The organism is Salmonella sp. 32100201201700099SM (genome assembly GCF_017572645.1).
In the GTDB taxonomy this organism is placed as follows: Bacteria; Pseudomonadota; Gammaproteobacteria; order Enterobacterales; family Enterobacteriaceae; genus Salmonella; species Salmonella enterica.
This window is the reverse complement of sequence record NZ_JAGERQ010000005.1, coordinates 153192-173121: the sequence shown is the minus strand read 5'-3', so window position 1 is coordinate 173121 and position 19930 is coordinate 153192. Positions and strand designations below refer to the sequence as shown.

The 19930-nt window shown below is 53.6% G+C and carries 21 protein-coding genes, 5 tRNA genes and 1 other RNA gene; 21 read left to right on the top strand and 6 right to left on the bottom strand.

Annotated features, from left to right (window positions below; translation table 11 throughout):
- The 18 genes from cydB (at position 1) to pnuC (ending at position 10818) form a co-directional block, all read left to right on the top strand.
- The gene (gene cydB, locus J4685_RS10175) at positions 1 to 1140 is read left to right on the top strand and encodes a cytochrome d ubiquinol oxidase subunit II (protein WP_000568258.1); all 1140 of its coding nucleotides are present in this window, start codon (positions 1 to 3) and stop codon (positions 1138 to 1140) included.
- 14 nt (positions 1141 to 1154) lie between these two features.
- A complete protein-coding gene (cydX, locus tag J4685_RS10170) occupies positions 1155 to 1268 on the top strand; it encodes a cytochrome bd-I oxidase subunit CydX (RefSeq protein WP_000270278.1) in 114 nt (37 codons plus the stop codon).
- Between the two features lie 211 nt (positions 1269 to 1479).
- Positions 1480 to 1761, top strand: coding sequence for a cyd operon protein YbgE (gene ybgE, locus J4685_RS10165; RefSeq protein WP_000875305.1), 282 nt, complete (start codon positions 1480 to 1482; stop codon positions 1759 to 1761).
- A 228-nt stretch (positions 1762 to 1989) separates the two neighbouring features.
- Positions 1990 to 2394 carry a tol-pal system-associated acyl-CoA thioesterase gene (gene ybgC / locus J4685_RS10160; protein ID WP_001046240.1) on the top strand — a complete coding sequence of 135 codons (405 nt, stop codon included), beginning with the start codon at positions 1990 to 1992 and terminating at the stop codon, positions 2392 to 2394.
- A complete protein-coding gene (gene tolQ / locus J4685_RS10155) occupies positions 2391 to 3083 on the top strand; it encodes a Tol-Pal system protein TolQ (protein ID WP_000131318.1) in 693 nt (230 codons plus the stop codon). Before ybgC ends, tolQ begins: the two co-directional genes overlap by 4 nt.
- Before the next feature lie 3 nt (positions 3084 to 3086).
- The gene (tolR, locus tag J4685_RS10150; RefSeq protein WP_000124676.1) at positions 3087 to 3515 is read left to right on the top strand and encodes a colicin uptake protein TolR; all 429 of its coding nucleotides are present in this window, start codon (positions 3087 to 3089) and stop codon (positions 3513 to 3515) included.
- Between the two features lie 64 nt (positions 3516 to 3579).
- Positions 3580 to 4749, top strand: coding sequence for a cell envelope integrity protein TolA (tolA, locus tag J4685_RS10145; protein ID WP_000030564.1), 1170 nt, complete (start codon positions 3580 to 3582; stop codon positions 4747 to 4749).
- A gap of 123 nt (positions 4750 to 4872) precedes the next feature.
- Positions 4873 to 6165 (top strand): Tol-Pal system beta propeller repeat protein TolB, encoded by a 1293-nt coding sequence (gene tolB / locus J4685_RS10140; RefSeq protein ID WP_001562341.1) that lies wholly within the window; start codon positions 4873 to 4875, stop codon positions 6163 to 6165.
- A gap of 34 nt (positions 6166 to 6199) precedes the next feature.
- The gene (pal, locus tag J4685_RS10135) at positions 6200 to 6724 is read left to right on the top strand and encodes a peptidoglycan-associated lipoprotein Pal (protein ID WP_001176621.1); all 525 of its coding nucleotides are present in this window, start codon (positions 6200 to 6202) and stop codon (positions 6722 to 6724) included.
- Positions 6725 to 6733: 9 nt separating this feature from the next.
- Positions 6734 to 7522 (top strand): cell division protein CpoB, encoded by a 789-nt coding sequence (gene cpoB, locus J4685_RS10130; protein ID WP_000097553.1) that lies wholly within the window; start codon positions 6734 to 6736, stop codon positions 7520 to 7522.
- A 164-nt stretch (positions 7523 to 7686) separates the two neighbouring features.
- Positions 7687 to 7762: transfer RNA gene (locus tag J4685_RS10125), tRNA-Lys, on the top strand.
- 136 nt (positions 7763 to 7898) lie between these two features.
- Positions 7899 to 7974: transfer RNA gene (locus J4685_RS10120), tRNA-Val, on the top strand.
- A 3-nt stretch (positions 7975 to 7977) separates the two neighbouring features.
- Positions 7978 to 8053 (top strand) — tRNA-Lys (locus J4685_RS10115).
- Positions 8054 to 8195: 142 nt separating this feature from the next.
- Positions 8196 to 8271 (top strand) — tRNA-Lys (locus J4685_RS10110).
- A gap of 135 nt (positions 8272 to 8406) precedes the next feature.
- Positions 8407 to 8482 (top strand) — tRNA-Lys (locus tag J4685_RS10105).
- A gap of 128 nt (positions 8483 to 8610) precedes the next feature.
- Positions 8611 to 8736, top strand: a non-coding RNA gene (locus J4685_RS10100) — RtT sRNA.
- Between the two features lie 294 nt (positions 8737 to 9030).
- Positions 9031 to 10074: a quinolinate synthase NadA gene (gene nadA / locus J4685_RS10095; protein ID WP_000115334.1), complete on the top strand. Its 1044-nt coding sequence runs from the start codon at positions 9031 to 9033 to the stop codon at positions 10072 to 10074.
- Between the two features lie 24 nt (positions 10075 to 10098).
- The gene (pnuC, locus tag J4685_RS10090; RefSeq protein WP_000345370.1) at positions 10099 to 10818 is read left to right on the top strand and encodes a nicotinamide riboside transporter PnuC; all 720 of its coding nucleotides are present in this window, start codon (positions 10099 to 10101) and stop codon (positions 10816 to 10818) included.
- Here the strand turns inward: pnuC and zitB are convergent.
- Together zitB and J4685_RS10080 are read right to left on the bottom strand one after the other, a co-directional pair.
- Complete coding sequence (gene zitB, locus J4685_RS10085) at positions 10815 to 11753, bottom strand: CDF family zinc transporter ZitB (RefSeq protein WP_000951254.1); 939 nt, start codon at positions 11751 to 11753, stop codon at positions 10815 to 10817. The two genes, pnuC and zitB, sit on opposite strands and share 4 nt — an antisense overlap.
- 110 nt (positions 11754 to 11863) lie before the next feature.
- The gene (locus tag J4685_RS10080; RefSeq protein WP_000784380.1) at positions 11864 to 12250 is read right to left on the bottom strand and encodes a YbgS-like family protein; all 387 of its coding nucleotides are present in this window, start codon (positions 12248 to 12250) and stop codon (positions 11864 to 11866) included.
- 319 nt (positions 12251 to 12569) lie between these two features.
- Between J4685_RS10080 and aroG the strand changes: the two genes are divergently transcribed.
- From aroG to J4685_RS10065, 3 genes are all read left to right on the top strand, one after another.
- Entirely contained in the window at positions 12570 to 13622 is a 1053-nt protein-coding gene (gene aroG / locus J4685_RS10075; RefSeq protein WP_001109230.1) for a 3-deoxy-7-phosphoheptulonate synthase AroG, read from the top strand.
- Between the two features lie 152 nt (positions 13623 to 13774).
- Positions 13775 to 14854, top strand: a complete 1080-nt coding sequence (locus J4685_RS10070; RefSeq protein ID WP_000128342.1) for a FecCD family ABC transporter permease — start codon at positions 13775 to 13777, stop codon at positions 14852 to 14854.
- Complete coding sequence (locus J4685_RS10065) at positions 14854 to 15630, top strand: ABC transporter ATP-binding protein (RefSeq protein WP_001214712.1); 777 nt, start codon at positions 14854 to 14856, stop codon at positions 15628 to 15630. Before J4685_RS10070 ends, J4685_RS10065 begins: the two co-directional genes overlap by 1 nt.
- Positions 15631 to 15720: 90 nt before the next feature.
- Here J4685_RS10065 and gpmA read toward each other — a convergent pair whose 3' ends face one another.
- The 4 genes from gpmA to galT form a co-directional block, all read right to left on the bottom strand.
- On the bottom strand, positions 15721 to 16473 hold the full coding sequence (gene gpmA / locus J4685_RS10060) for a 2,3-diphosphoglycerate-dependent phosphoglycerate mutase (protein WP_000301559.1): 753 nt from the start codon (positions 16471 to 16473) through the stop codon (positions 15721 to 15723).
- 223 nt (positions 16474 to 16696) lie between these two features.
- Complete coding sequence (galM, locus tag J4685_RS10055; protein ID WP_000931435.1) at positions 16697 to 17737, bottom strand: galactose-1-epimerase; 1041 nt, start codon at positions 17735 to 17737, stop codon at positions 16697 to 16699.
- Positions 17731 to 18879: a galactokinase gene (galK, locus tag J4685_RS10050; protein ID WP_001049355.1), complete on the bottom strand. Its 1149-nt coding sequence runs from the start codon at positions 18877 to 18879 to the stop codon at positions 17731 to 17733. Before galK ends, galM begins: the two co-directional genes overlap by 7 nt.
- Before the next feature lie 2 nt (positions 18880 to 18881).
- Positions 18882 to 19928, bottom strand: a complete 1047-nt coding sequence (gene galT, locus J4685_RS10045) for a galactose-1-phosphate uridylyltransferase (protein ID WP_000187477.1) — start codon at positions 19926 to 19928, stop codon at positions 18882 to 18884.
- Positions 19929 to 19930: the final 2 nt, after the last annotated feature.

The window sequence follows — 19930 nt, the reverse complement described above, 5'->3', positions numbered from 1 at the left end:
ATGATCGATTATGAAGTACTACGTTTTATCTGGTGGCTGCTGGTTGGCATTTTGCTAATTGGTTTCGCTGTCACCGATGGGTTCGACATGGGGGTGGGGATGCTCACCCGTTTCCTCGGTCGTAACGACACCGAACGTCGAATTATGATTAACTCTATCGCCCCGCACTGGGACGGTAACCAGGTGTGGTTGATCACCGCGGGCGGCGCGTTGTTTGCTGCCTGGCCGATGGTTTACGCCGCGGCGTTCTCCGGTTTCTATGTGGCGATGATCCTGGTGCTGGCGTCTTTGTTCTTCCGTCCGGTCGGTTTTGATTACCGTTCCAAGATTGAAGACCCGCGCTGGCGCAACATGTGGGACTGGGGCGTGTTCATCGGTAGCTTTGTGCCGCCGCTGGTGATTGGCGTGGCCTTTGGCAACCTGTTGCAGGGCGTACCGTTCCATGTAGATGAGTATCTGCGTCTGTACTACACCGGTAACTTCTTCCAGTTGCTGAACCCGTTTGGTCTGCTGGCGGGTATCGTAAGCGTAGGGATGATCATCACGCAGGGGGCGACTTACCTGCAAATGCGCACCGTTGGCGAACTGCACCTGCGCGCGCGCGCCACCTCGCAGATTGCGGCGCTGGTGACATTAGTGTGCTTTGCGCTGGCGGGCGTTTGGGTAATGTATGGTATTGATGGTTATGTCGTTACATCCGCGATTGACCATCATGCCGCCTCTAACCCGCTGACTAAAGAAGTAGCGCGTGAAGCTGGCGCCTGGCTGGTGAACTTTAATAATGCTCCGATCCTGTGGTTGGTTCCGGCGCTGGGCGTGGTTCTGCCGCTGCTGACTATCCTGACTTCCCGTATGGAGAAAGGCGCGTGGGCATTCCTGTTCTCTTCGCTGACCCTGGCCTGCATTATTCTGACGGCGGGTATCGCTATGTTCCCATTTGTGATGCCGTCCAGCACGATGATGAATGCCAGCCTGACCATGTGGGATGCGACATCCAGCCAGATGACGCTGAATCTGATGACCTGGGTTGCGGCGGTGTTCGTACCGATCATTCTGATCTACACCAGCTGGTGTTACTGGAAAATGTTCGGTCGTATCACTAAAGAACATATTGAAAGCAACACCCACTCTCTGTACTAAGTAAGGAGCTTAAAATGTGGTATTTCGCATGGATTCTGGGAACGCTTCTTGCCTGTGCATTCGGGATCATTACCGCCCTGGCGCTTGAGCACGTTGAAGCGGGTAAAACCGGTCAAGAAGAAAGCTAATGATTCATATTGTCGCTATGCAATATACAAAATCATTTAAGTTGCATCGCGGCGGCAAGGCTGCGAATCCCCAGGAGCTTACATCAGTAAGTGACTGGGGTAACAAATCTGTCAGGAACAGATTTGAACGCTGCTTGCAGCGGCCCTGTAAGGGGGTGGCCCAGGGATGGGCCGACTAACAGCCGCAGCCAACAAAGAGGCAGCTTAGAGGATGAAGTATATTTATGCGGTAATGGACAAGCGCCCCTTAAGGGCGCTTTCCTTCGTGATGGCGATAGTGCTGGCAGGATGTATGTTCTGGGACCCGTCACGGTTTGCCGCCAGGACCAGCACGCTTGAAATCTGGCACGGATTATTGCTGATGTGGGCGGTTTGCGCAGGCATAATCCACGGCGTGGGTTTTCGCCCTGAATCCGTACACTGGCAAGGGATTTTTTGTCCGCTCCTTGCGGATATCGTCCTTATCGTCGGCCTGATTTTCTTCTTCTTGTGAATAAGAAACCTCCTTAAAAATATAGGGGCTTGCATAAGCCCATATATTTTTACTCTCCCTTAACTTCCCCCCATTCCCAAGCCTCATTCCCACGCGTATAGTAGCAACGTTTAAAAGCTCTACTTTTGTTGCATTACCGGGATGTAAAGTGAATACAAGGCGATATACAACGGCATTCTTGAGGCATTACGGCGGCAAGCGGATGACGCCAACAAAGAGGCTGCAGGGATGAATAAGTATATGTTTCGATGGCCAATTCGAGTTTATTACGAAGACACGGACGCCGGCGGTGTGGTTTATCACGCCAGCTATGTCGCTTTTTATGAAAGAGCGCGCACGGAGATGCTGCGTCACCATCACTTCAGCCAACAGGTGCTGCTGGCGGAGCGGGTCGCCTTTGTGGTGCGCAAGATGACGCTGGAATACTATGCGCCTGCGCGGCTCGACGATATGCTTGAAGTTCAAACAGAAATTACGTCAATGCGTGGCACCGCTTTGGTTTTCACGCAACGCATTGTCAACGCAGAGAACACGCTGCTAAATGAAGCAGAGGTTCTGATTGTTTGCGTTGATCCACTCAAAATGAAGCCTCGTGCGCTTCCTAAGTCTATTGTCGCGGAGTTTAAGCAGTGACTGACATGAATATCCTTGATTTGTTCCTGAAGGCAAGCCTTCTGGTTAAACTTATCATGTTGATTTTGATTGGTTTTTCAATAGCATCCTGGGCCATCATTATCCAGCGAACGCGTATCCTGAACGCCGCTGCGCGTGAGGCGGAAGCGTTTGAAGATAAATTCTGGTCCGGAATCGAACTATCGCGTCTGTACCAGGAAAGCCAGGGGAGACGCGATAGTCTGTCGGGCTCGGAACAAATCTTTTATAGCGGGTTCAAAGAGTTTGTCCGGCTCCATCGCGCCAACAGCCATGCGCCGGAGGCAGTGGTAGAGGGGGCGTCGCGTGCGATGCGCATCTCCATGAACCGAGAGCTGGAAACGCTGGAAACGCATATCCCGTTTCTTGGCACGGTAGGCTCTATCAGTCCTTATATCGGTCTGTTTGGCACCGTATGGGGGATTATGCATGCGTTTATCGCCCTGGGCGCGGTGAAACAGGCGACTCTGCAAATGGTTGCGCCGGGTATTGCCGAAGCATTGATTGCCACGGCGATTGGTCTGTTTGCCGCCATCCCTGCGGTTATGGCTTACAACCGACTGAATCAGCGCGTGAACAAGCTGGAACTGAATTACGACAACTTTATGGAAGAGTTCACCGCGATTCTGCACCGCCAGGCGTTTACCGTAAGCGAAAGCAACAAGGGGTAAGCCATGGCCAGAACGCGTGGACGAGGTCGTCGCGAACTTAAGTCCGAAATCAATATTGTACCGCTGCTCGACGTACTGTTGGTGCTGCTGCTGATCTTTATGGCAACCGCGCCGATCATTACCCAGAGCGTGGAAGTCGACTTGCCGGAGGCGAATCAGTCGCAGGCGGTCAGTAGTAACGACGATCCACCGGTCATTATTGAGGTTTCCGGAGTAGGGCAATACAGCGTAGTGGTTGATAAAGATCGAATGGATCAACTGCCGTCTGAACAGGTGATCGCAGAAGTAAAGCGTCATCTGCAGGCTAATCCGAAAACAGTCTTTTTAATCGGCGGCGCGAAAGAGGTGCCGTACGATGAAATAATTAAAGCGCTGAACTTGTTACACAGCGCGGGCGTAAAATCGGTTGGCTTAATGACGCAGCCAATCTGAAGTCTGCGTCCCGTTGGCTTGAAAGACGACGAGTAACAGGCGAACAGTTTTTTGGGAACCGAGAGTGTCAAAGGCAACCGAACAAAACGACAAGCTCAAACGGGCGATAATTATTTCAGCCGTGCTGCATATCATCTTATTTGCAGTGCTGATCTGGAGTTCGTTTGATGAGCATATAGAGGCTTCTGCCGGCGGCGGCGGCGGTTCCGCTATCGACGCGGTGATGGTCGATCCTGGCGCCGTTGTGCAGCAGTACAACCGTCAGCAGGATCAACAGGCCAGCGCCAGACGCGCGGAAGAAGAGCGTAAAAAGCTGCAACAGCAGCAAGCAGAGGAGCTGCAGCAGAAGCAGGCTGCCGAACAGGAGCGGTTGAAACAACTTGAGAAAGAACGTTTAGCGGCTCAGGAGCAGCAAAAGCAGGCTGAAGAAGCGGCAAAACTGGCGCAACAGCAGCAGCAACAGGCCGAAGAAGCGGCGGCAGACGCGAAGAAAAAAGCGGAGGCCGAGGCGGCGAAAGCGGCGGCGGACGCGAAGAAAAAAGCAGAGGCCGAGGCGGTAAAAGCGGCGGCGGACGCGAAGAAGAAAGCGGAAGCCGAAGCGGCGAAAGCGGCGGCGGACGCGAAGAAGAAAGCAGAGGCCGAAGCGGCGAAAGCAGCGGCGGAGGCGAAGAAGAAAGCGGAGGCCGAAGCGGCGAAAGCAGCGGCGGACGCTAAGAAGAAAGCGGATGCCGAGGCGGCGAAAGCGGCGGCGGAGGCGAAGAAGAAAGCGGATGCCGCGGCGGCGAAAGCAGCGGCGGACGCTAAGAAGAAAGCGGCTGCCGAAAAAGCGGCCGCCGCAGAAGGCGTCGACGATCTGCTTGGCGATCTCAGCTCGGGTAAGAATGCGCCGAAAACCGGCGGCGGCGCGAAAGGGAATGGTCAGCCATCGAAAGATAGCGGTACATCGGGCGCTAACGGTGGGACGGCAGGCGCTGATATCAGCGCCTACGCGAAACAGATTCAGGTCGCCATTCAGAGCCGTCTGTATGATGCGAGCCTGTATCAGGGCAAACAATGTGTCTTGCATATTAGCCTGGCGCCGGATGGCTCATTAAAAAGCATTACGTCTGAGGGCGGCGATCCGGCGCTTTGTCAGGCGGCGTTAATGGCGGCAAAAACCGCGAAAATTCCTAAACCGCCAAGCCAGGCTGTTTATGAGAAAATAAAGGATGCCAAACTAGACTTTAAACTGTAGATACTTTTCTTTATGGAAGTTGGAGCGGTTGAGTTGTTACTGGTCCTGGTGGTTTTGTGTATTTGAGTTTGTTAACATTCTGCTAAATTATCGTGGGTCGCAGGCCCAGGTATGGGAGATATGATGAAGCAGGCATTACGAGTAGCATTTGGTTTTCTGATGCTGTGGGCGGCAGTGCTGCACGCAGAAGTCCGTATCGAGATCACCCAGGGGGTGGACTCGGCGCGACCGATTGGCGTTGTGCCTTTTAAATGGGCCGGGCCGGGCGCTGCGCCTGAAGATATCGGCGGCATCGTGGCGGCAGATTTACGCAATAGCGGTAAATTTAATCCGTTAGACCGGTCCCGACTGCCGCAGCAGCCAGCCACCGCTCAGGAAGTTCAGCCTACCGCATGGTCTGCGCTGGGTATTGATGCCGTCGTCGTTGGGCAGGTAACGCCGAATCCGGACGGTTCCTACAATGTTGCTTATCAGCTGGTTGACACTGGCGGCGCGCCGGGGACTGTACTGGCGCAAAACTCTTATAAAGTGAACAAGCAGTGGCTGCGTTATGCAGGCCATACCGCCAGTGACGAAGTCTTTGAAAAACTGACGGGCATTAAGGGCGCGTTCCGTACTCGTATCGCCTATGTGGTACAGACTAACGGCGGTCAGTTCCCGTATGAACTGCGTGTGTCGGATTACGATGGTTACAATCAGTTTGTGGTGCACCGTTCTCCGCAGCCGTTGATGTCTCCGGCGTGGTCTCCGGACGGCTCAAAACTGGCTTACGTGACATTTGAAAGCGGTCGCTCCGCGCTGGTTATCCAGACGCTGGCAAACGGCGCAGTGCGTCAGGTTGCGTCCTTCCCGCGTCACAACGGCGCGCCGGCCTTCTCGCCGGATGGGACGAAACTGGCGTTCGCGTTATCGAAAACCGGAAGTCTGAACCTGTACGTCATGGATCTCGCCTCCGGCCAGATTCGTCAGATAACGGACGGGCGTAGCAACAATACGGAGCCGACCTGGTTCCCGGACAGCCAGACTCTGGCTTTTACCTCTGACCAGGCTGGACGTCCGCAAGTGTATAAAATGAACATTAACGGCGGTGCGGCGCAACGTATTACCTGGGAAGGTTCGCAAAACCAGGATGCGGATGTCAGCAGCGACGGTAAATTTATGGTAATGGTAAGCTCAAATAACGGGCAGCAGCACATTGCCAAACAAGATCTGGTGACGGGTGGCGTACAGGTTCTGTCGTCAACGTTCCTGGATGAAACGCCAAGTCTGGCACCTAACGGCACGATGGTAATCTACAGCTCTTCTCAGGGGATGGGATCTGTGCTGAATTTGGTTTCTACAGATGGGCGTTTCAAAGCGCGTCTTCCGGCAACTGATGGTCAGGTGAAATCGCCTGCCTGGTCGCCGTATCTGTGATAATAATTAATTGATTACTAAAGGAATTAAAGAAATGCAACTGAACAAAGTGCTGAAGGGCCTGATGATTGCTCTGCCTGTTATGGCAATCGCGGCATGTTCTTCCAACAAGAACGCCAGCAATGACGGTAGCGAAGGCGGCATGCTGAACGGCGCCGGCACTGGTATGGACGCTAACGGCAACGGCAACATGTCATCTGAAGAGCAAGCGCGTCTGCAGATGCAGCAGCTGCAGCAGAACAACATCGTTTACTTCGATCTCGACAAGTACGATATCCGCTCTGACTTCGCGGCAATGCTGGATGCGCACGCTAACTTCCTGCGTAGCAACCCGTCTTACAAAGTCACCGTAGAAGGTCACGCGGACGAACGCGGTACTCCGGAGTACAACATCTCCCTGGGCGAACGTCGTGCTAACGCCGTTAAAATGTACCTGCAGGGTAAAGGCGTTTCCGCTGACCAGATCTCCATCGTTTCTTACGGTAAAGAAAAACCTGCCGTACTGGGCCACGACGAAGCGGCTTACGCTAAGAACCGTCGCGCTGTACTGGTTTACTAAGAGAATTGCATGAGCAGTAACTTCAGACATCACCTGTTGAGTCTGTCGTTACTGGTTGGCATAGCGGCCCCCTGGGCCGCTTTTGCTCAGGCGCCAATCAGTAGTGTCGGCTCAGGCTCGGTCGAAGACCGCGTCACTCAACTTGAGCGTATCTCTAACGCTCACAGCCAGCTTTTAACCCAACTTCAGCAGCAGCTCTCCGATAATCAGTCCGATATCGATTCTTTGCGCGGCCAAATCCAGGAAAATCAGTATCAACTGAATCAGGTGATGGAGCGCCAGAAGCAAATTATGCTGCAGCTGGGGAGCTTGAATAATGGCGGCGCAGCGCAGCCAGCAGCTGGTGACCAGAGCGGGACGGCAACCACTGCGACCCCCGCCCCGGATGCCGGTACGGCAACCTCAGGGGCGCCGGTACAAAGTGGCGATGCGAATACCGATTACAATGCGGCAATTGCGCTGGTGCAGGATAAGTCTCGCCAGGATGATGCGATTGTGGCGTTTCAGAACTTCATCAAGAAATACCCTGATTCTACTTATCAGCCGAACGCCAATTATTGGCTGGGCCAGTTGAATTACAACAAGGGTAAAAAAGATGATGCCGCCTATTATTTCGCCTCGGTAGTAAAAAACTATCCTAAGTCGCCGAAGGCTGCGGACGCGATGTACAAAGTTGGCGTTATCATGCAGGACAAAGGTGATACGGCAAAAGCGAAAGCGGTTTATCAGCAGGTGATTAACAAATATCCTGGCACTGATGGCGCGAAACAGGCGCAAAAGCGTCTTAACGCGATGTAATGCGTACCATGCGACCAGAAAACGCCTTTTTTCTGGTCGCGTCGTGCGATTCCTAAGCAGTTGAGCCCTCTGCGTCGAAATTTTTGTTGCGCTCAAATCTGAAATCAGTAATATATGCCGCCGTTGCCACGGGATATTAAACAACTCGAAAGCAACGTAAAAGTGGGTCGTTAGCTCAGTTGGTAGAGCAGTTGACTTTTAATCAATTGGTCGCAGGTTCGAATCCTGCACGACCCACCAATCGTTCGGTGGAAACGAGAATAAAACGTGAAGGATAACGTTGCGTCAGCAACGGCCCGTAGGGCGAGGCAAAGCCGAGTCATCCTGCACAACCCACCACTAACTTCGGTTAGTCAGTAATATCCAGCGTAGTATCGGGTGATTAGCTCAGCTGGGAGAGCACCTCCCTTACAAGGAGGGGGTCGGCGGTTCGATCCCGTCATCACCCACCACTTGGGTCGTTAGCTCAATTGGTAGAGCAGTTGACTTTTAATCAATTGGTCGCAGGTTCGAATCCTGCACGACCCACCAATTTAACATCAAACTCAGATGTTGAACGTGAAGGATAACGTTGCGTCAGCAACGGCCCGCATGGCAAGGCGAAGCCGAGTTATCCTGCACGACCCACCATCTTTAGATGGTCCGAGTAAAATCTTTCAGGCAGCACCCGTATGGGTCGTTAGCTCAGTTGGTAGAGCAGTTGACTTTTAATCAATTGGTCGCAGGTTCGAATCCTGCACGACCCACCAATATACAAGGTGGTAACTGGTAGAGAACGTGAAGGATAACGTTGCTTTAGCAACGGCCCGAAGGGCGAGGCGAAGCCGAGTCATCCTGCACGACCCACCATCCTGAATGATTGAAGCAGTAACCCTTATCCAAGGGGGTCGTTAGCTCAGTTGGTAGAGCAGTTGACTTTTAATCAATTGGTCGCAGGTTCGAATCCTGCACGACCCACCAATTTAACATCAAACTCAGATGTTGAACGTGAAGGATAACGTTGCGTCAGCAACGGCCCGTAGGGCGAGGCGAAGCCGAGTCATCCTGCACGACCCACCAATGTAAAAAAGCGCCCTAAAGGCGCTTTTTTGCTATCTGCGATATGGAAGATTCGAACCTGCCGCAGGTTCGGGTCGAACGCAGTGAGACAACGGAGCCGTTTACGGCGACGGCCCGAAGGGCGAGCGAGGCGAGTCATCCTGCACGACCCACCAGTGTAAAAAGGCGCCTTAAAGGCGCCTTTTTGCTATCTGCAATATGGAAGATTCGAACCTGCCGCAGGTTCGGGTCTTGCCTGATGCGCTGCGCTTATCAGGCCTACAGACGGCACCGCTCACGTAGGCCAGATAAGACGTTACGCCGCCATCAGATACGGGGCTACGTAATTATTGTGACTTTCCTTATTGAATCAGCTATCTTGTTTAGCATATAAAACAAATTAACCGACTGTGGCGTTTATTACGCTTTCATTCGGTTGTTTCGTTAAGTCAGTAAAACGAGAAGCCACGATGAGCGTAATGTTTGACCCACAAGCCGCAATCTACCCGTTCCCGCCGAAACCAACGCCGTTGAACGACGACGAAAAGCAATTTTATCGTGAGAAAATCAAGCGGTTGCTCAAAGAGCGCAATGCCGTCATGGTGGCGCACTACTACACCGATCCGGAAATTCAACAGTTAGCAGAAGAAACCGGCGGCTGTATTTCCGACTCGCTGGAAATGGCCCGTTTCGGCGCGAAGCACGCCGCATCCACGTTACTGGTAGCGGGCGTACGGTTTATGGGGGAAACCGCCAAAATCCTCAGCCCGGAAAAAAACATTCTTATGCCTACGCTGGCGGCGGAATGTTCGCTGGATTTAGGCTGCCCAATAGACGAATTTAGCGCTTTTTGTGATGCGCACCCTGACAGAACCGTAGTGGTCTATGCTAACACCTCGGCTGCTGTTAAAGCGCGTGCGGACTGGGTTGTGACCTCCAGTATCGCCGTAGAACTGATTGAGCATCTGGATAGTTTGGGGGAAAAAATTATCTGGGCGCCGGACAGACACCTGGGGAATTACGTGCAAAAACAGACCGGGGCCGATGTACTGTGTTGGCAAGGGGCGTGTATCGTGCATGACGAGTTTAAAACCCAGGCGTTGACCCGTTTAAAAAAAATCTATCCCGATGCCGCTCTTCTGGTTCACCCTGAATCGCCGCAGTCCATTGTCGAGATGGCCGATGCGGTGGGCTCCACCAGTCAGCTTATTAAGGCGGCAAAAACGCTGCCGCACAGACAGCTTATCGTGGCGACCGATCGCGGCATCTTCTACAAAATGCAGCAGGCGGTGCCTGAAAAAGAGCTGCTTGAAGCGCCCACGGCTGGCGAGGGGGCGACCTGCCGTAGCTGCGCGCACTGTCCGTGGATGGCGATGAATGGCCTGAAAGCCATTGCTGAAGGGCTGGAGCAGGGAGGCGCGGCGCATGAAATACAGGTTGATGCGGCGCTACGCGAGGGCGCATTACTGCCCCTCAACCGGATGCTGGATTTTGCGGCTACACTTCGGGCGTAAAGACGGAAATCTTTGGGGGAGAGAATGGATTTTTTTAGTACGCACAACATACTGATTCATATTCCGATTGGTGCTGGCGGGTACGATCTCTCGTGGATCGAAGCGGTAGGAACCATCGCCGGCCTGCTCTGTATTTGGCTTGCCAGTCTGGAGAAGATCAGCAACTACTTTTTTGGGCTGGTTAACGTCACCCTGTTTGCGATTATTTTCTTTCAGATCCAGCTTTATGCCAGCCTGTTGCTGCAACTCTTTTTCTTTGCCGCCAATATTTATGGCTGGTATGCGTGGTCGCGGCAAACAAAGGATAATCAAGCCGAGCTTAAAATCCGCTGGCTGCCGTTGCCAAAAGCAATGGCATGGCTGGCGATATGTGTGATAGTTATCGGTTTGATGACGCGATATATCGATCCCGTATTCGCCGTCCTGACGCGCGTGGCCGTCGCCATTATGCAGATGCTGGGGTTACAGGTGACAATGCCTGTACTGCAACCGGACGCTTTCCCGTTCTGGGACTCTTGCATGATGGTGCTGTCTATCGCGGCGATGATTCTGATGACATGCAAATATGTCGAAAACTGGCTCCTGTGGGTGGTAATCAACGTGATCAGTGTGGTGATTTTTGCTTTGCAGGGCGTCTATGCGATGTCGCTGGAATATCTGATCCTGACATTTATCGCCGTGAACGGTAGCCGCCTGTGGATAAACAGCGCGCGGGAGCGAGGATCGCGCGCGCTTTCCCGTTAATGGTGATGAACATGCCCGGATGACGTCTGATTCAGATGACAGTCCGGGCCGTGACACACTTGATATTCCATCTGAATCGTAGCGTGCGCAATATGGTATTCGTGCATCAGGAAATCCTGGATACGTTCCAGCAGCGCATCATGGTCGTGTGGCGGAATGACCTGAGCGTGCAATGTCATGACCGGTTTTTCGCCGACCATCCAGACATGCACATGGTGTACGTTGCGGACTTCGGGGATTTCCCGGCTTAAATGGCGCTGTAAGTCATTAATATCCAGTGAAACCGGTGCGCCTTCCAGCAATTCGTTGACGCTATCTTTTAACAAACGCCAGGCGCTGCGTAGTACCAGTACCGAAACCAGAATAGAGAGAATCGGGTCCGCTGGCGTCCAGCCCGTCCAGATAATGATCAACGCGGCGACTATTGCGCCGACGGAACCCAGCAAATCGCCCATCACATGTAGCGCGGCAGCGCGCACGTTCAGGTTTTTTTCATCGCTTCCCCGATGGAGTATCCAGAACGCAAACAGGTTCGCCAGCAGACCCGCGACCGCAATCACCATCATCAGATTGCCCGCCACCGGACGTGGCGTGTAAAAGCGCTCTATCGCTTCCCAGACAATGAGAAGGGTAATGACCACCAACGCAATGGCATTCACAAAGGCCGCCAGTGTGGTGAGTCTTAGCCAGCCAAAAGTGTGGCGAACAGTCGGGGGGCGACGGGAAAATTGAACCGCCAGCAGCGCAAAGAGAAGAGCCGCCGCGTCGGTGAGCATATGTCCCGCATCCGCCAACAACGCCAGAGAGCCGGAGAGTATCCCGCCCACCACCTCAAGGAGCATAAATCCGGCAGTGACGATAAAGGCGAAAAGCAGGCGACGAGCATTATTATCTTTCGGCAGGTGTGAATCGGCATGAGAGTGTGAGTGCGCCATAACGTCATTCCTTTGTTATTCTCATCAATACTGTAGACATCATACTGATTTTTCGCTGACAAAATAAAAAGGAGAGCGAAAGCTCTCCCGTTATCAGACTTTTTTCTGAATTACTGCGTGGTACCGTCGGTTTTGGTATTCACGTCATTATTGACGCCATTACCGGTTTCCACTTTTTTATTAATATCCGGGCAGCGACCATCTTTACACATGGTATTTTTATGCTCTTCATCCTTGGTCATTCCGTCATGATTCATGGTTGAACCGTCTGGATGCTGCATCGTGCTGTTAGTATTGCCGTTGGTATTGATGTCGTTGTTATTCACATCATTCGGCGCCACATTCTGGCGGGCGTCCGGGGCAACCTGACCGGCATTTGCCGCCGAGTTCGCCTGGCCATTACTGGATTGCGCGTTAGATTCAGCAGCTAACGCTGCGCCGCTGGCAAGGCCGAGGGTAGCGGTGAGTAAAAGCGTAGTCAGTTTTGTCATTTTCATAAGATGCTCCTGTTATGGTGGATATGTCGGATAACCTCTTCCAACAGTGCACGTGTCAGTCAAATCCTCAAATAAGGGATAAAAAGCGTTCGCCGCCGCGGGTTAACGCAGCAGAGAATCTTGCAATAATTCATAAACAGAGTGGTTACCGTTAAAAAGTGTAGGTTAGATCCCATTTTTCGCTACATTTGTGCGTTTTTTTCCTTAATTCTAGGATTATTCCGTTCAAAGTGTAAAAGCTCGTTTACACTATTTAATTGAAGAGATAGATTGGAGGGATTGCATTCATTGGGATAAGTACGGCAACACTGGAATAAACATGAATTATCAGAACGACGATTTACGCATTAAAGAAATCAACGAGTTATTACCTCCGGTCGCGCTGCTGGAAAAGTTTCCCGCCACGGAAAATGCAGCAAATACCGTTGCTCACGCGCGCAAAGCCATCCATAAAATTCTCAAAGGCAATGACGATCGTCTGCTGGTGGTGATCGGTCCTTGTTCAATTCATGATCCGGCAGCGGCGAAAGAGTATGCCGCCCGTTTGCTGGCGCTACGCGATGAGCTTCAAGGCGAGCTTGAAATCGTCATGCGCGTCTATTTTGAGAAACCGCGTACTACCGTCGGCTGGAAAGGGCTGATTAACGATCCGCACATGGATAACAGCTTCCAGATTAACGACGGTCTGCGTATTGCGCGCAAACTGCTGCTGGATATTAACGACAGCGGTCTGCCTGCCGCCGGCGAATTCCTCGATATGATCACGCCGCAATATCTGGCCGATCTGATGAGCTGGGGCGCCATTGGCGCGCGGACTACTGAATCCCAGCTTCATCGCGAACTGGCGTCTGGCCTCTCTTGTCCGGTCGGTTTTAAAAATGGTACTGATGGCACGATTAAAGTCGCCATTGACGCCATTAACGCCGCCGGCGCGCCGCATTGCTTCCTCTCCGTCACTAAATGGGGTCATTCGGCGATTGTGAATACCAGCGGCAACGGCGACTGCCATATCATTCTGCGCGGCGGTAAAGCGCCAAACTATAGCGCGCAACATGTTGCTGAGGTAAAAGAAGGCCTCATCAAAGCGGGACTGACGCCGCAGGTCATGATCGATTTCAGCCATGCCAACTCCTGTAAGCAATTTCAAAAGCAGATGGAGGTTTGCGCCGATGTCTGTCAGCAGATAGCGGGCGGTGAAAAAGCGATTATTGGCGTGATGGTAGAGAGTCATCTGGTAGAAGGAAACCAGAGTCTGGAAAGCGGTCAGCCGCTGACCTACGGTAAAAGCATTACTGACGCCTGTATTGGCTGGGAAGATACCGATGCGCTGCTTCGTCAGTTGTCGGCAGCGGTAAAAGCCCGTCGAGGTTAATCTTCATTACGTCTTAAACCGGCCCGCAAGGCCGGTTTTTTACTGGAGACCGATGAGATAGCCCACCGTGTCATCAATCGAAATATAAATAAATATATAACGAAATAATTCGGCGCTATAATTCTCCTCTGATTAATAACGTAGCCCGAACCATGACCTGTCAGGACAAATCACTTTTAGCCCCCGGTCTCGCTTCCACGCCCGTCATTCCGCGCTATCGCCAGATCATACGCAAACGGGCCGTGCTCATGTTAGCTATTGCGCTGGCGATGATGGCTTCACTGATGGTGGATGTAACCTGTGGGTCTTCTGGTTTACCGCTCAGTGCGCTGTGGCAGGCGCTTTTCCAGCCGGAAAAGGTGAATGCGGGCATACACGTTATTGTCTGGGATATCCGCTTACCCTATGCCCTGATGGCGCTGCTGGTAGGCATGGCGTTAGGGTTAGCGGGCGCCGAAATGCAAACCATTTTAAATAATCCGCTGGCGACGCCGTTTACCCTCGGCGTATCGTCCGCGGCGGCTTTTGGCGCTGCGCTGGCGATTGTGTTGGGGATCGGTATTCCCGGTATTCCTGCCGCCTGGTTTATCCCGGCCAATGCGTTCATCTTTGCGCTTTTATCCGCGTTACTCCTGGACGGTATTACCCGTTGGACAGGCGTCGCCGCATCCGGAGTGGTGTTGTTTGGTATTGCGCTGGTATTCACCTTTAACGCGTTGGTCGCCATTATGCAGTTTGTGGCTGATGAAGATACGCTGCAGGGGCTGGTATTCTGGACGATGGGGAGCCTGGTCCGCGCGTCGTGGGAAAAATTGGGCGTACTGGCCGTGGTGTTTATTGCTGTGCTTTTTTGCGCGTTACGAAGCGCCTGGCAACTCACGGCATTACGTCTGGGCGAAGAGAGGGCGATGAGCTTTGGGATTCATGTCCGCCGTTTACGCCTGCTGTCATTGTTGCGTATCAGCTTGTTATCAGCGCTGACGGTAGCTTTCGTCGGGCCGATTGGTTTTATTGGTCTCGTTGCGCCGCACATTGCGCGAATACTTTTGGGGGAAGATCACCGTTTCTACCTTCCGGGCAGCGTGCTGATAGGCGGGCTGGTGTTATCGCTGGCCTCTATTGCGGCGAAAAATAGTGTTCCGGGTGTCATGGTGTCGGTGGGGATTGTCACCTCGCTGGTCGGGGTTCCGTTCTTTTTAAGCATTGTATTGCGACATCGGGGGAGTCTCTGATGCGCGGGTTAATGCTCCGGTCATTTAGCGCCGGCTATTCCACTCAGCCGGTTATTGCAGATCTCAACGTTCCCTTACTGCCGCGCGGGAAAATTACCATTTTGCTCGGGCCGAACGGCTGTGGTAAATCGACGTTACTACGTTCGCTGGCCGGGCTGAATAACGCCGATGGCGAGGCGCTGCTTGATGGCGAAGATCTCATGTCGTTATCGTTTGCCGAGCGGGCGCAGAAAGTTGTGTTTTTGCCGCAGTCATTACCGCAGGGCGTACATCTGCATGTACTGGAGTCGATTATCGTGGTACTGCGGGCATCAGGCGGCAGAGACAATGCGCAGGGCAGAGCGCAGATACTGGCTATCCTTGAGCAATTGGGCATAACGCATCTGGCGTTGCAGTATCTCGACCAGCTTTCCGGCGGTCAGCGGCAGTTAGTGGGTCTGGCGCAATCGCTGATTCGTCGCCCTGAACTTCTGTTGCTGGATGAGCCGCTCAGCGCGCTGGATTCAAACTATCAGTTTCACGTAATGGATCTCGTGCGTCGGGATACCCGGGCGCAAAATAGGGTGACGATAGTCGTGGCGCATGACATTAATATTGCACTGCGTCATGGTGACCATGTCCTGATGCTAAAAGACGGCAGGCTGGTCGCCAGCGGCGCGCCGGAGACGGTGATTACTGCGGAGCGTCTGGCTGAAGTGTACCGGGTACGAGGACGCGTGGAGCGCTGTTCGCAGGGGAAATTGCAGGTGGTGCTGGACGGCGTGATCGCTGTTTAAGACATATTGCCTGATGGCGCTGCGCTTATCCGGCCTACCCATTGCTCGTAGGCCGGATAAGGCAGTTATACCGCCATCCGGCAAAGGTGATTACTTCGCTTTACCCTGATTCGCCACGGCAGCCGCTTTCGCAGCGATTTCGTCAGCGTTGCCCAGATAGTAATGTTTGAGCGGCTTGAAGTTTTCGTCGAACTCATACACCAGCGGCACGCCGGTCGGGATGTTTAACTCAAGGATCTCATCTTCACTCATGTTATCAAGGTATTTCACCAGCGCACGCAATGAGTTACCGTGAGCGGCGATGATCACGCGCTCACCGCTCTTCATACGCGGCAGGATGGTGTCGGTCCAGTAAGGAATAACGCGGTCGATGGTCAGCGCCAGACTTTCGGTCAACGGCAGCTCTTTCTCGCTCAGTTTGGCATAACGTGGATCGTGACCCGGATAACGCTCATCATCTTTGGTCAGTTCCGGCGGCGTCACGGCAAAACCGCGGCGCCACTGCTTAACCTGCTCGTCACCATATTTTTCGGCCGTTTCCGCTTTATTCAGCCCCTGCAACGCGCCATAGTGACGTTCGTTGAGTTTCCAGGATTTTTCCACCGGCAGCCACGCCTGATCCAGTTCATCCAGTACGTTCCACAGCGTATGGATAGCGCGTTTCAGTACGGAAGTGTAGGCAAAATCAAAGCTGAAACCTTCTTCTTTTAGCAGTTTACCCGCTGCTTTTGCTTCGCTTACGCCTTTTTCAGACAGGTCAACATCATACCAGCCGGTGAAACGGTTCTCTTTGTTCCATTGACTTTCACCGTGACGTACCAGAACCAGCTTAGTTACAGCCATACTCTCACTCCTATAAATCATATGTAATGATAATAATTCTCATTATATTGCCGCGAGGTGTTGGCGGCAATGCTTACGCATAACCATAGCGAAAATAGTGGCGCAGTGTAAGGTTCTTGTGAACTCAGAGTTGCGATTTTGTCTTTAAGTGGTGGAGGTTTGAGCAGGGCAATGGCGCGTAGGCCCGATAAGCTTGCGTCATCGGGCATGTAGCGGCATATCGTTAGAACGGAATAAACTGATACTCGGTCAGGCTGGCGTATTCCTCGCCAGGACGAAGGATACAGTCAGGCTGCGGCCATTCAGGATGATTCGGGCTGTCCGGCAGCAGTTCGCTTTCCAGCGCCAGCCCCTGCCAGTCGGCATAAGGTTCCGGCCCGCGGGAAGGTGTACCCGCCAGATAATTGCCGGAATAAAACTGTAGCGCCGGGGCGGTGGTGTAAACCATCATTTGTAGCTTTCCATCCTGTGACCACAGACGGGCCGCCGGCTTTTTGCCATCACCCTGTGTCTGTAGCAGGAAAGCATGATCGTAGCCTTTAACCTTGCGCTGATCGTCATCGGCGAGAAACTCGCTGGCAATGACTTTTGGCATCCGGAAGTCAAACGAGGTATTGGCTACCGATTTTAGCCCCTGGCGTGGAATACCGGATTCATCTACCGGCAGATACTCATCCGCCAGAATTTGCAGCTTATGTTGGCGCACGTCGGTCCGATCGCCGTCCAGATTAAAATAGACGTGGTTGGTCAAATTCACCGGACAGGGTTTATCGACCGTCGCCCGGTAGGTGATGGAGATTCTATTGTCATCGGTCAGACGATATTGCGCCGTGGCGCACAGATGGCCAGGAAAGCCCTGGTCGCCGTCATCAGAGGTGAGCGCGAATAATACCTGGCGATCGTTCTGGTTCACAATTTGCCAGCGGCGCTTGTCAAAGCCTTCCGGTCCGCCGTGTAGCTGGTTCTCGCCCTGGCTTGGGCTTAACTGTACGGTTTCGCCGGCAAACGTATAGCGGCTATTGGCGATACGGTTCGCGTAACGGCCAATAGAGGCGCCGAGGAACGACGTCTGTTCAGGGTAGTGTTCCGGGCTGGCGCAGCCCAGTAATGCTTCCCGAACGCTGCTGTCAGACAGCGGAATACGGGCGGAAAGAAGAGTGGCTCCCCAGTCCATCAGCGTTACCACCATCCCTGCGCTGTTGCGCAGGGTTAGCAGGCGGTACGGTTGACCATCGGGGGCCAGTGCGGGCGTTTCATTTAGCACTGTCCTGCTCCTTGTGACGATTTGCATACATAAAAGGTTTCTTTGATTCCGGTTTTCGCTTCGTACTGTTGCGCAACGGCCTGCTGCACAGCGGGAACCAGATCTTCCGGGATCAGCGCGACAACACACCCGCCAAAGCCGCCGCCGGTCATGCGCACGCCGCCTTGATCGCCGATGGTCGCTTTGACAATGTCTACCAGCGTGTCTATCTGCGGGACGGTAATTTCGAAATCATCGCGCATTGAGGCATGGGACTCCGCCATCAGTTGGCCCATACGTTGCAAATCACCTTTCTCCAGCGCGCTTGCCGCTTCAACGGTGCGCGCATTTTCGCTCAATACATGGCGAACGCGTTTTGCGACTACCGGGTCCAGTTCGCTGGCAACGGCATTGAACGCCTCAAGGCTGACATCGCGCAGGGCCGGCTGCTGGAAGAAACGGGCGCCGGTTTCGCACTGTTCACGGCGGGTATTATACTCGCTGCCCACCAGCGTGCGCTTAAAGTTACTGTTGATGATCACCACGGCGACGCCTTTCGGCATGGAAACCGCTTTGGCGCCGAGCGTACGGCAATCAATCAGCAACGCATGATCTTTTTTGCCGAGCGCAGAGATGAGCTGATCCATAATGCCGCAGTTACAGCCAACAAACTGGTTCTCGGCCTCTTGTCCGTTGAGCGCAATTTGCGCGCCGTCCAGCGGCAGGTGATAAAGCTGCTGGAAGACGGTGCCCACCGCCACTTCCAGCGAGGCGGAGGAGCTTAACCCGGCGCCCTGCGGCACATTGCCGCTGATGACCATATCCACGCCGCCAAACGCGTTGTTACGCTGCTGCAGGTGTTTCACTACGCCGCGCACATAGTTAGACCACTGCTGGCTATCGTGGGTCACGATCGGCGCATCCAGTGAAAATTCGTCCGCCTGATTGTCGTAATCGGCGGCAATCACCCGTACGGTACGATCGTCGCGCGGCGCACAGCTAATGACGGTCTGGTAATCGATAGCGCAGGGCAGAACAAAACCATCATTGTAATCAGTGTGCTCGCCGATCAGATTGACGCGGCCTGGCGCCTGAATCGTGTGGGTGGCAGGGTAGCCGAAAATTTCAGCAAACAGCGCGCGCGTTTTCTCTTTCAGATTCATTTTTATACTCCGGATTCGCGAAAATGGATGTCGCTGACCGCGCGCAGGCGTTCAGCCGCTTGTTCTGCGGTTAAATCACGCTGGGTTTCCGCCAGCATTTCATAGCCGACCATAAATTTACGGACGGTCGCAGAGCGCAGCAGCGGCGGATAAAAGTGTGCGTGCAACTGCCAGTGTGCGTTTTCTTCACCGTTAAACGGCGCGCCGTGCCAGCCCATTGAGTAGGGGAAGGAACACTGAAACAGGTTGTCATAACGACTGGTCAGCTTTTTTAACGCCAGCGCCAGAGAGTCGCGCTGCTCGTCGCTTAAATCGGTAATGCGCAGGACATGCGTTTTGGGTAACAGTAACGTTTCGAACGGCCACGCCGCCCAGTAAGGCACCACCGCCAGCCAGTGTTCGGTTTCGACCACGGTGCGGCTGCCGTCCGCCAGTTCTCGCTGGACATAATCCACCAGCATTGGCGAGCGCTGCTCGGCGAAGTAGGCTTTTTGTAAACGATCTTCGCGTTCGGCCTCATTCGGCAGGAAGCTGTTGGCCCAGACCTGGCCATGCGGATGCGGGTTCGAACAGCCCATCGCCGCGCCTTTATTTTCAAAGACCTGCACCCACGGATAGGTTTTGCCTAACTCGGCGGTCTGTGTTTGCCAGGTTCTGACGATTTCCGTCAGCGCGGGCAGGCTCAACTCCGGCAGCGTTTTACTGTGATCGGGAGAAAAGCAGATCACGCGGCTGGTGCCGCGCGCGCTCTGACAGCGCATCAGCGGATCGTGGCTGCCCGGCGCATCCGGCGTATCGGCCATCAGCGCCGCGAAATCGTTAGTAAAGACGTAAGTCCCTTTGTAATCGGGATTTTTATCGCCGGTGACACGCGTATTGCCCGCACACAAGAAGCAGTCCGGATCGTGGGCCGGCAGCATTTGCTGAGACGGCGTTTCCTGCGCCCCCTGCCAGGGGCGTTTTGCGCGATGCGGCGAAACCAGAACCCACTGGCCGGTAAGCGGGTTATAACGGCGATGCGGATGATCGATGGGATTAAATGGGGTCATAA

Excerpts from the sequence above, each read along its gene's own strand:
- cydB (WP_000568258.1), top strand. The coding sequence starts at position 1 with ATGATCGATTATGAAGTACTACGTTTTATCTGGTGGCTGCTGGTTGGC.
- cydX (WP_000270278.1), top strand. The coding sequence starts at position 1,155 with ATGTGGTATTTCGCATGGATTCTGGGAACGCTTCTTGCCTGTGCATTC.
- ybgE (WP_000875305.1), top strand. The coding sequence starts at position 1,480 with ATGAAGTATATTTATGCGGTAATGGACAAGCGCCCCTTAAGGGCGCTT.
- ybgC (WP_001046240.1), top strand. The coding sequence starts at position 1,990 with ATGAATAAGTATATGTTTCGATGGCCAATTCGAGTTTATTACGAAGAC.
- tolR (WP_000124676.1), top strand. The coding sequence starts at position 3,087 with ATGGCCAGAACGCGTGGACGAGGTCGTCGCGAACTTAAGTCCGAAATC.
- tolB (WP_001562341.1), top strand. The coding sequence starts at position 4,873 with ATGAAGCAGGCATTACGAGTAGCATTTGGTTTTCTGATGCTGTGGGCG.
- pal (WP_001176621.1), top strand. The coding sequence starts at position 6,200 with ATGCAACTGAACAAAGTGCTGAAGGGCCTGATGATTGCTCTGCCTGTT.
- cpoB (WP_000097553.1), top strand. The coding sequence starts at position 6,734 with ATGAGCAGTAACTTCAGACATCACCTGTTGAGTCTGTCGTTACTGGTT.
- nadA (WP_000115334.1), top strand. The coding sequence starts at position 9,031 with ATGAGCGTAATGTTTGACCCACAAGCCGCAATCTACCCGTTCCCGCCG.
- pnuC (WP_000345370.1), top strand. The coding sequence starts at position 10,099 with ATGGATTTTTTTAGTACGCACAACATACTGATTCATATTCCGATTGGT.
- zitB (WP_000951254.1), bottom strand. The coding sequence starts at position 11,753 with ATGGCGCACTCACACTCTCATGCCGATTCACACCTGCCGAAAGATAAT.
- J4685_RS10080 (WP_000784380.1), bottom strand. The coding sequence starts at position 12,250 with ATGAAAATGACAAAACTGACTACGCTTTTACTCACCGCTACCCTCGGC.
- aroG (WP_001109230.1), top strand. The coding sequence starts at position 12,570 with ATGAATTATCAGAACGACGATTTACGCATTAAAGAAATCAACGAGTTA.
- J4685_RS10070 (WP_000128342.1), top strand. The coding sequence starts at position 13,775 with ATGACCTGTCAGGACAAATCACTTTTAGCCCCCGGTCTCGCTTCCACG.
- J4685_RS10065 (WP_001214712.1), top strand. The coding sequence starts at position 14,854 with ATGCGCGGGTTAATGCTCCGGTCATTTAGCGCCGGCTATTCCACTCAG.
- gpmA (WP_000301559.1), bottom strand. The coding sequence starts at position 16,473 with ATGGCTGTAACTAAGCTGGTTCTGGTACGTCACGGTGAAAGTCAATGG.
- galK (WP_001049355.1), bottom strand. The coding sequence starts at position 18,879 with ATGAATCTGAAAGAGAAAACGCGCGCGCTGTTTGCTGAAATTTTCGGC.
- galT (WP_000187477.1), bottom strand. The coding sequence starts at position 19,928 with ATGACCCCATTTAATCCCATCGATCATCCGCATCGCCGTTATAACCCG.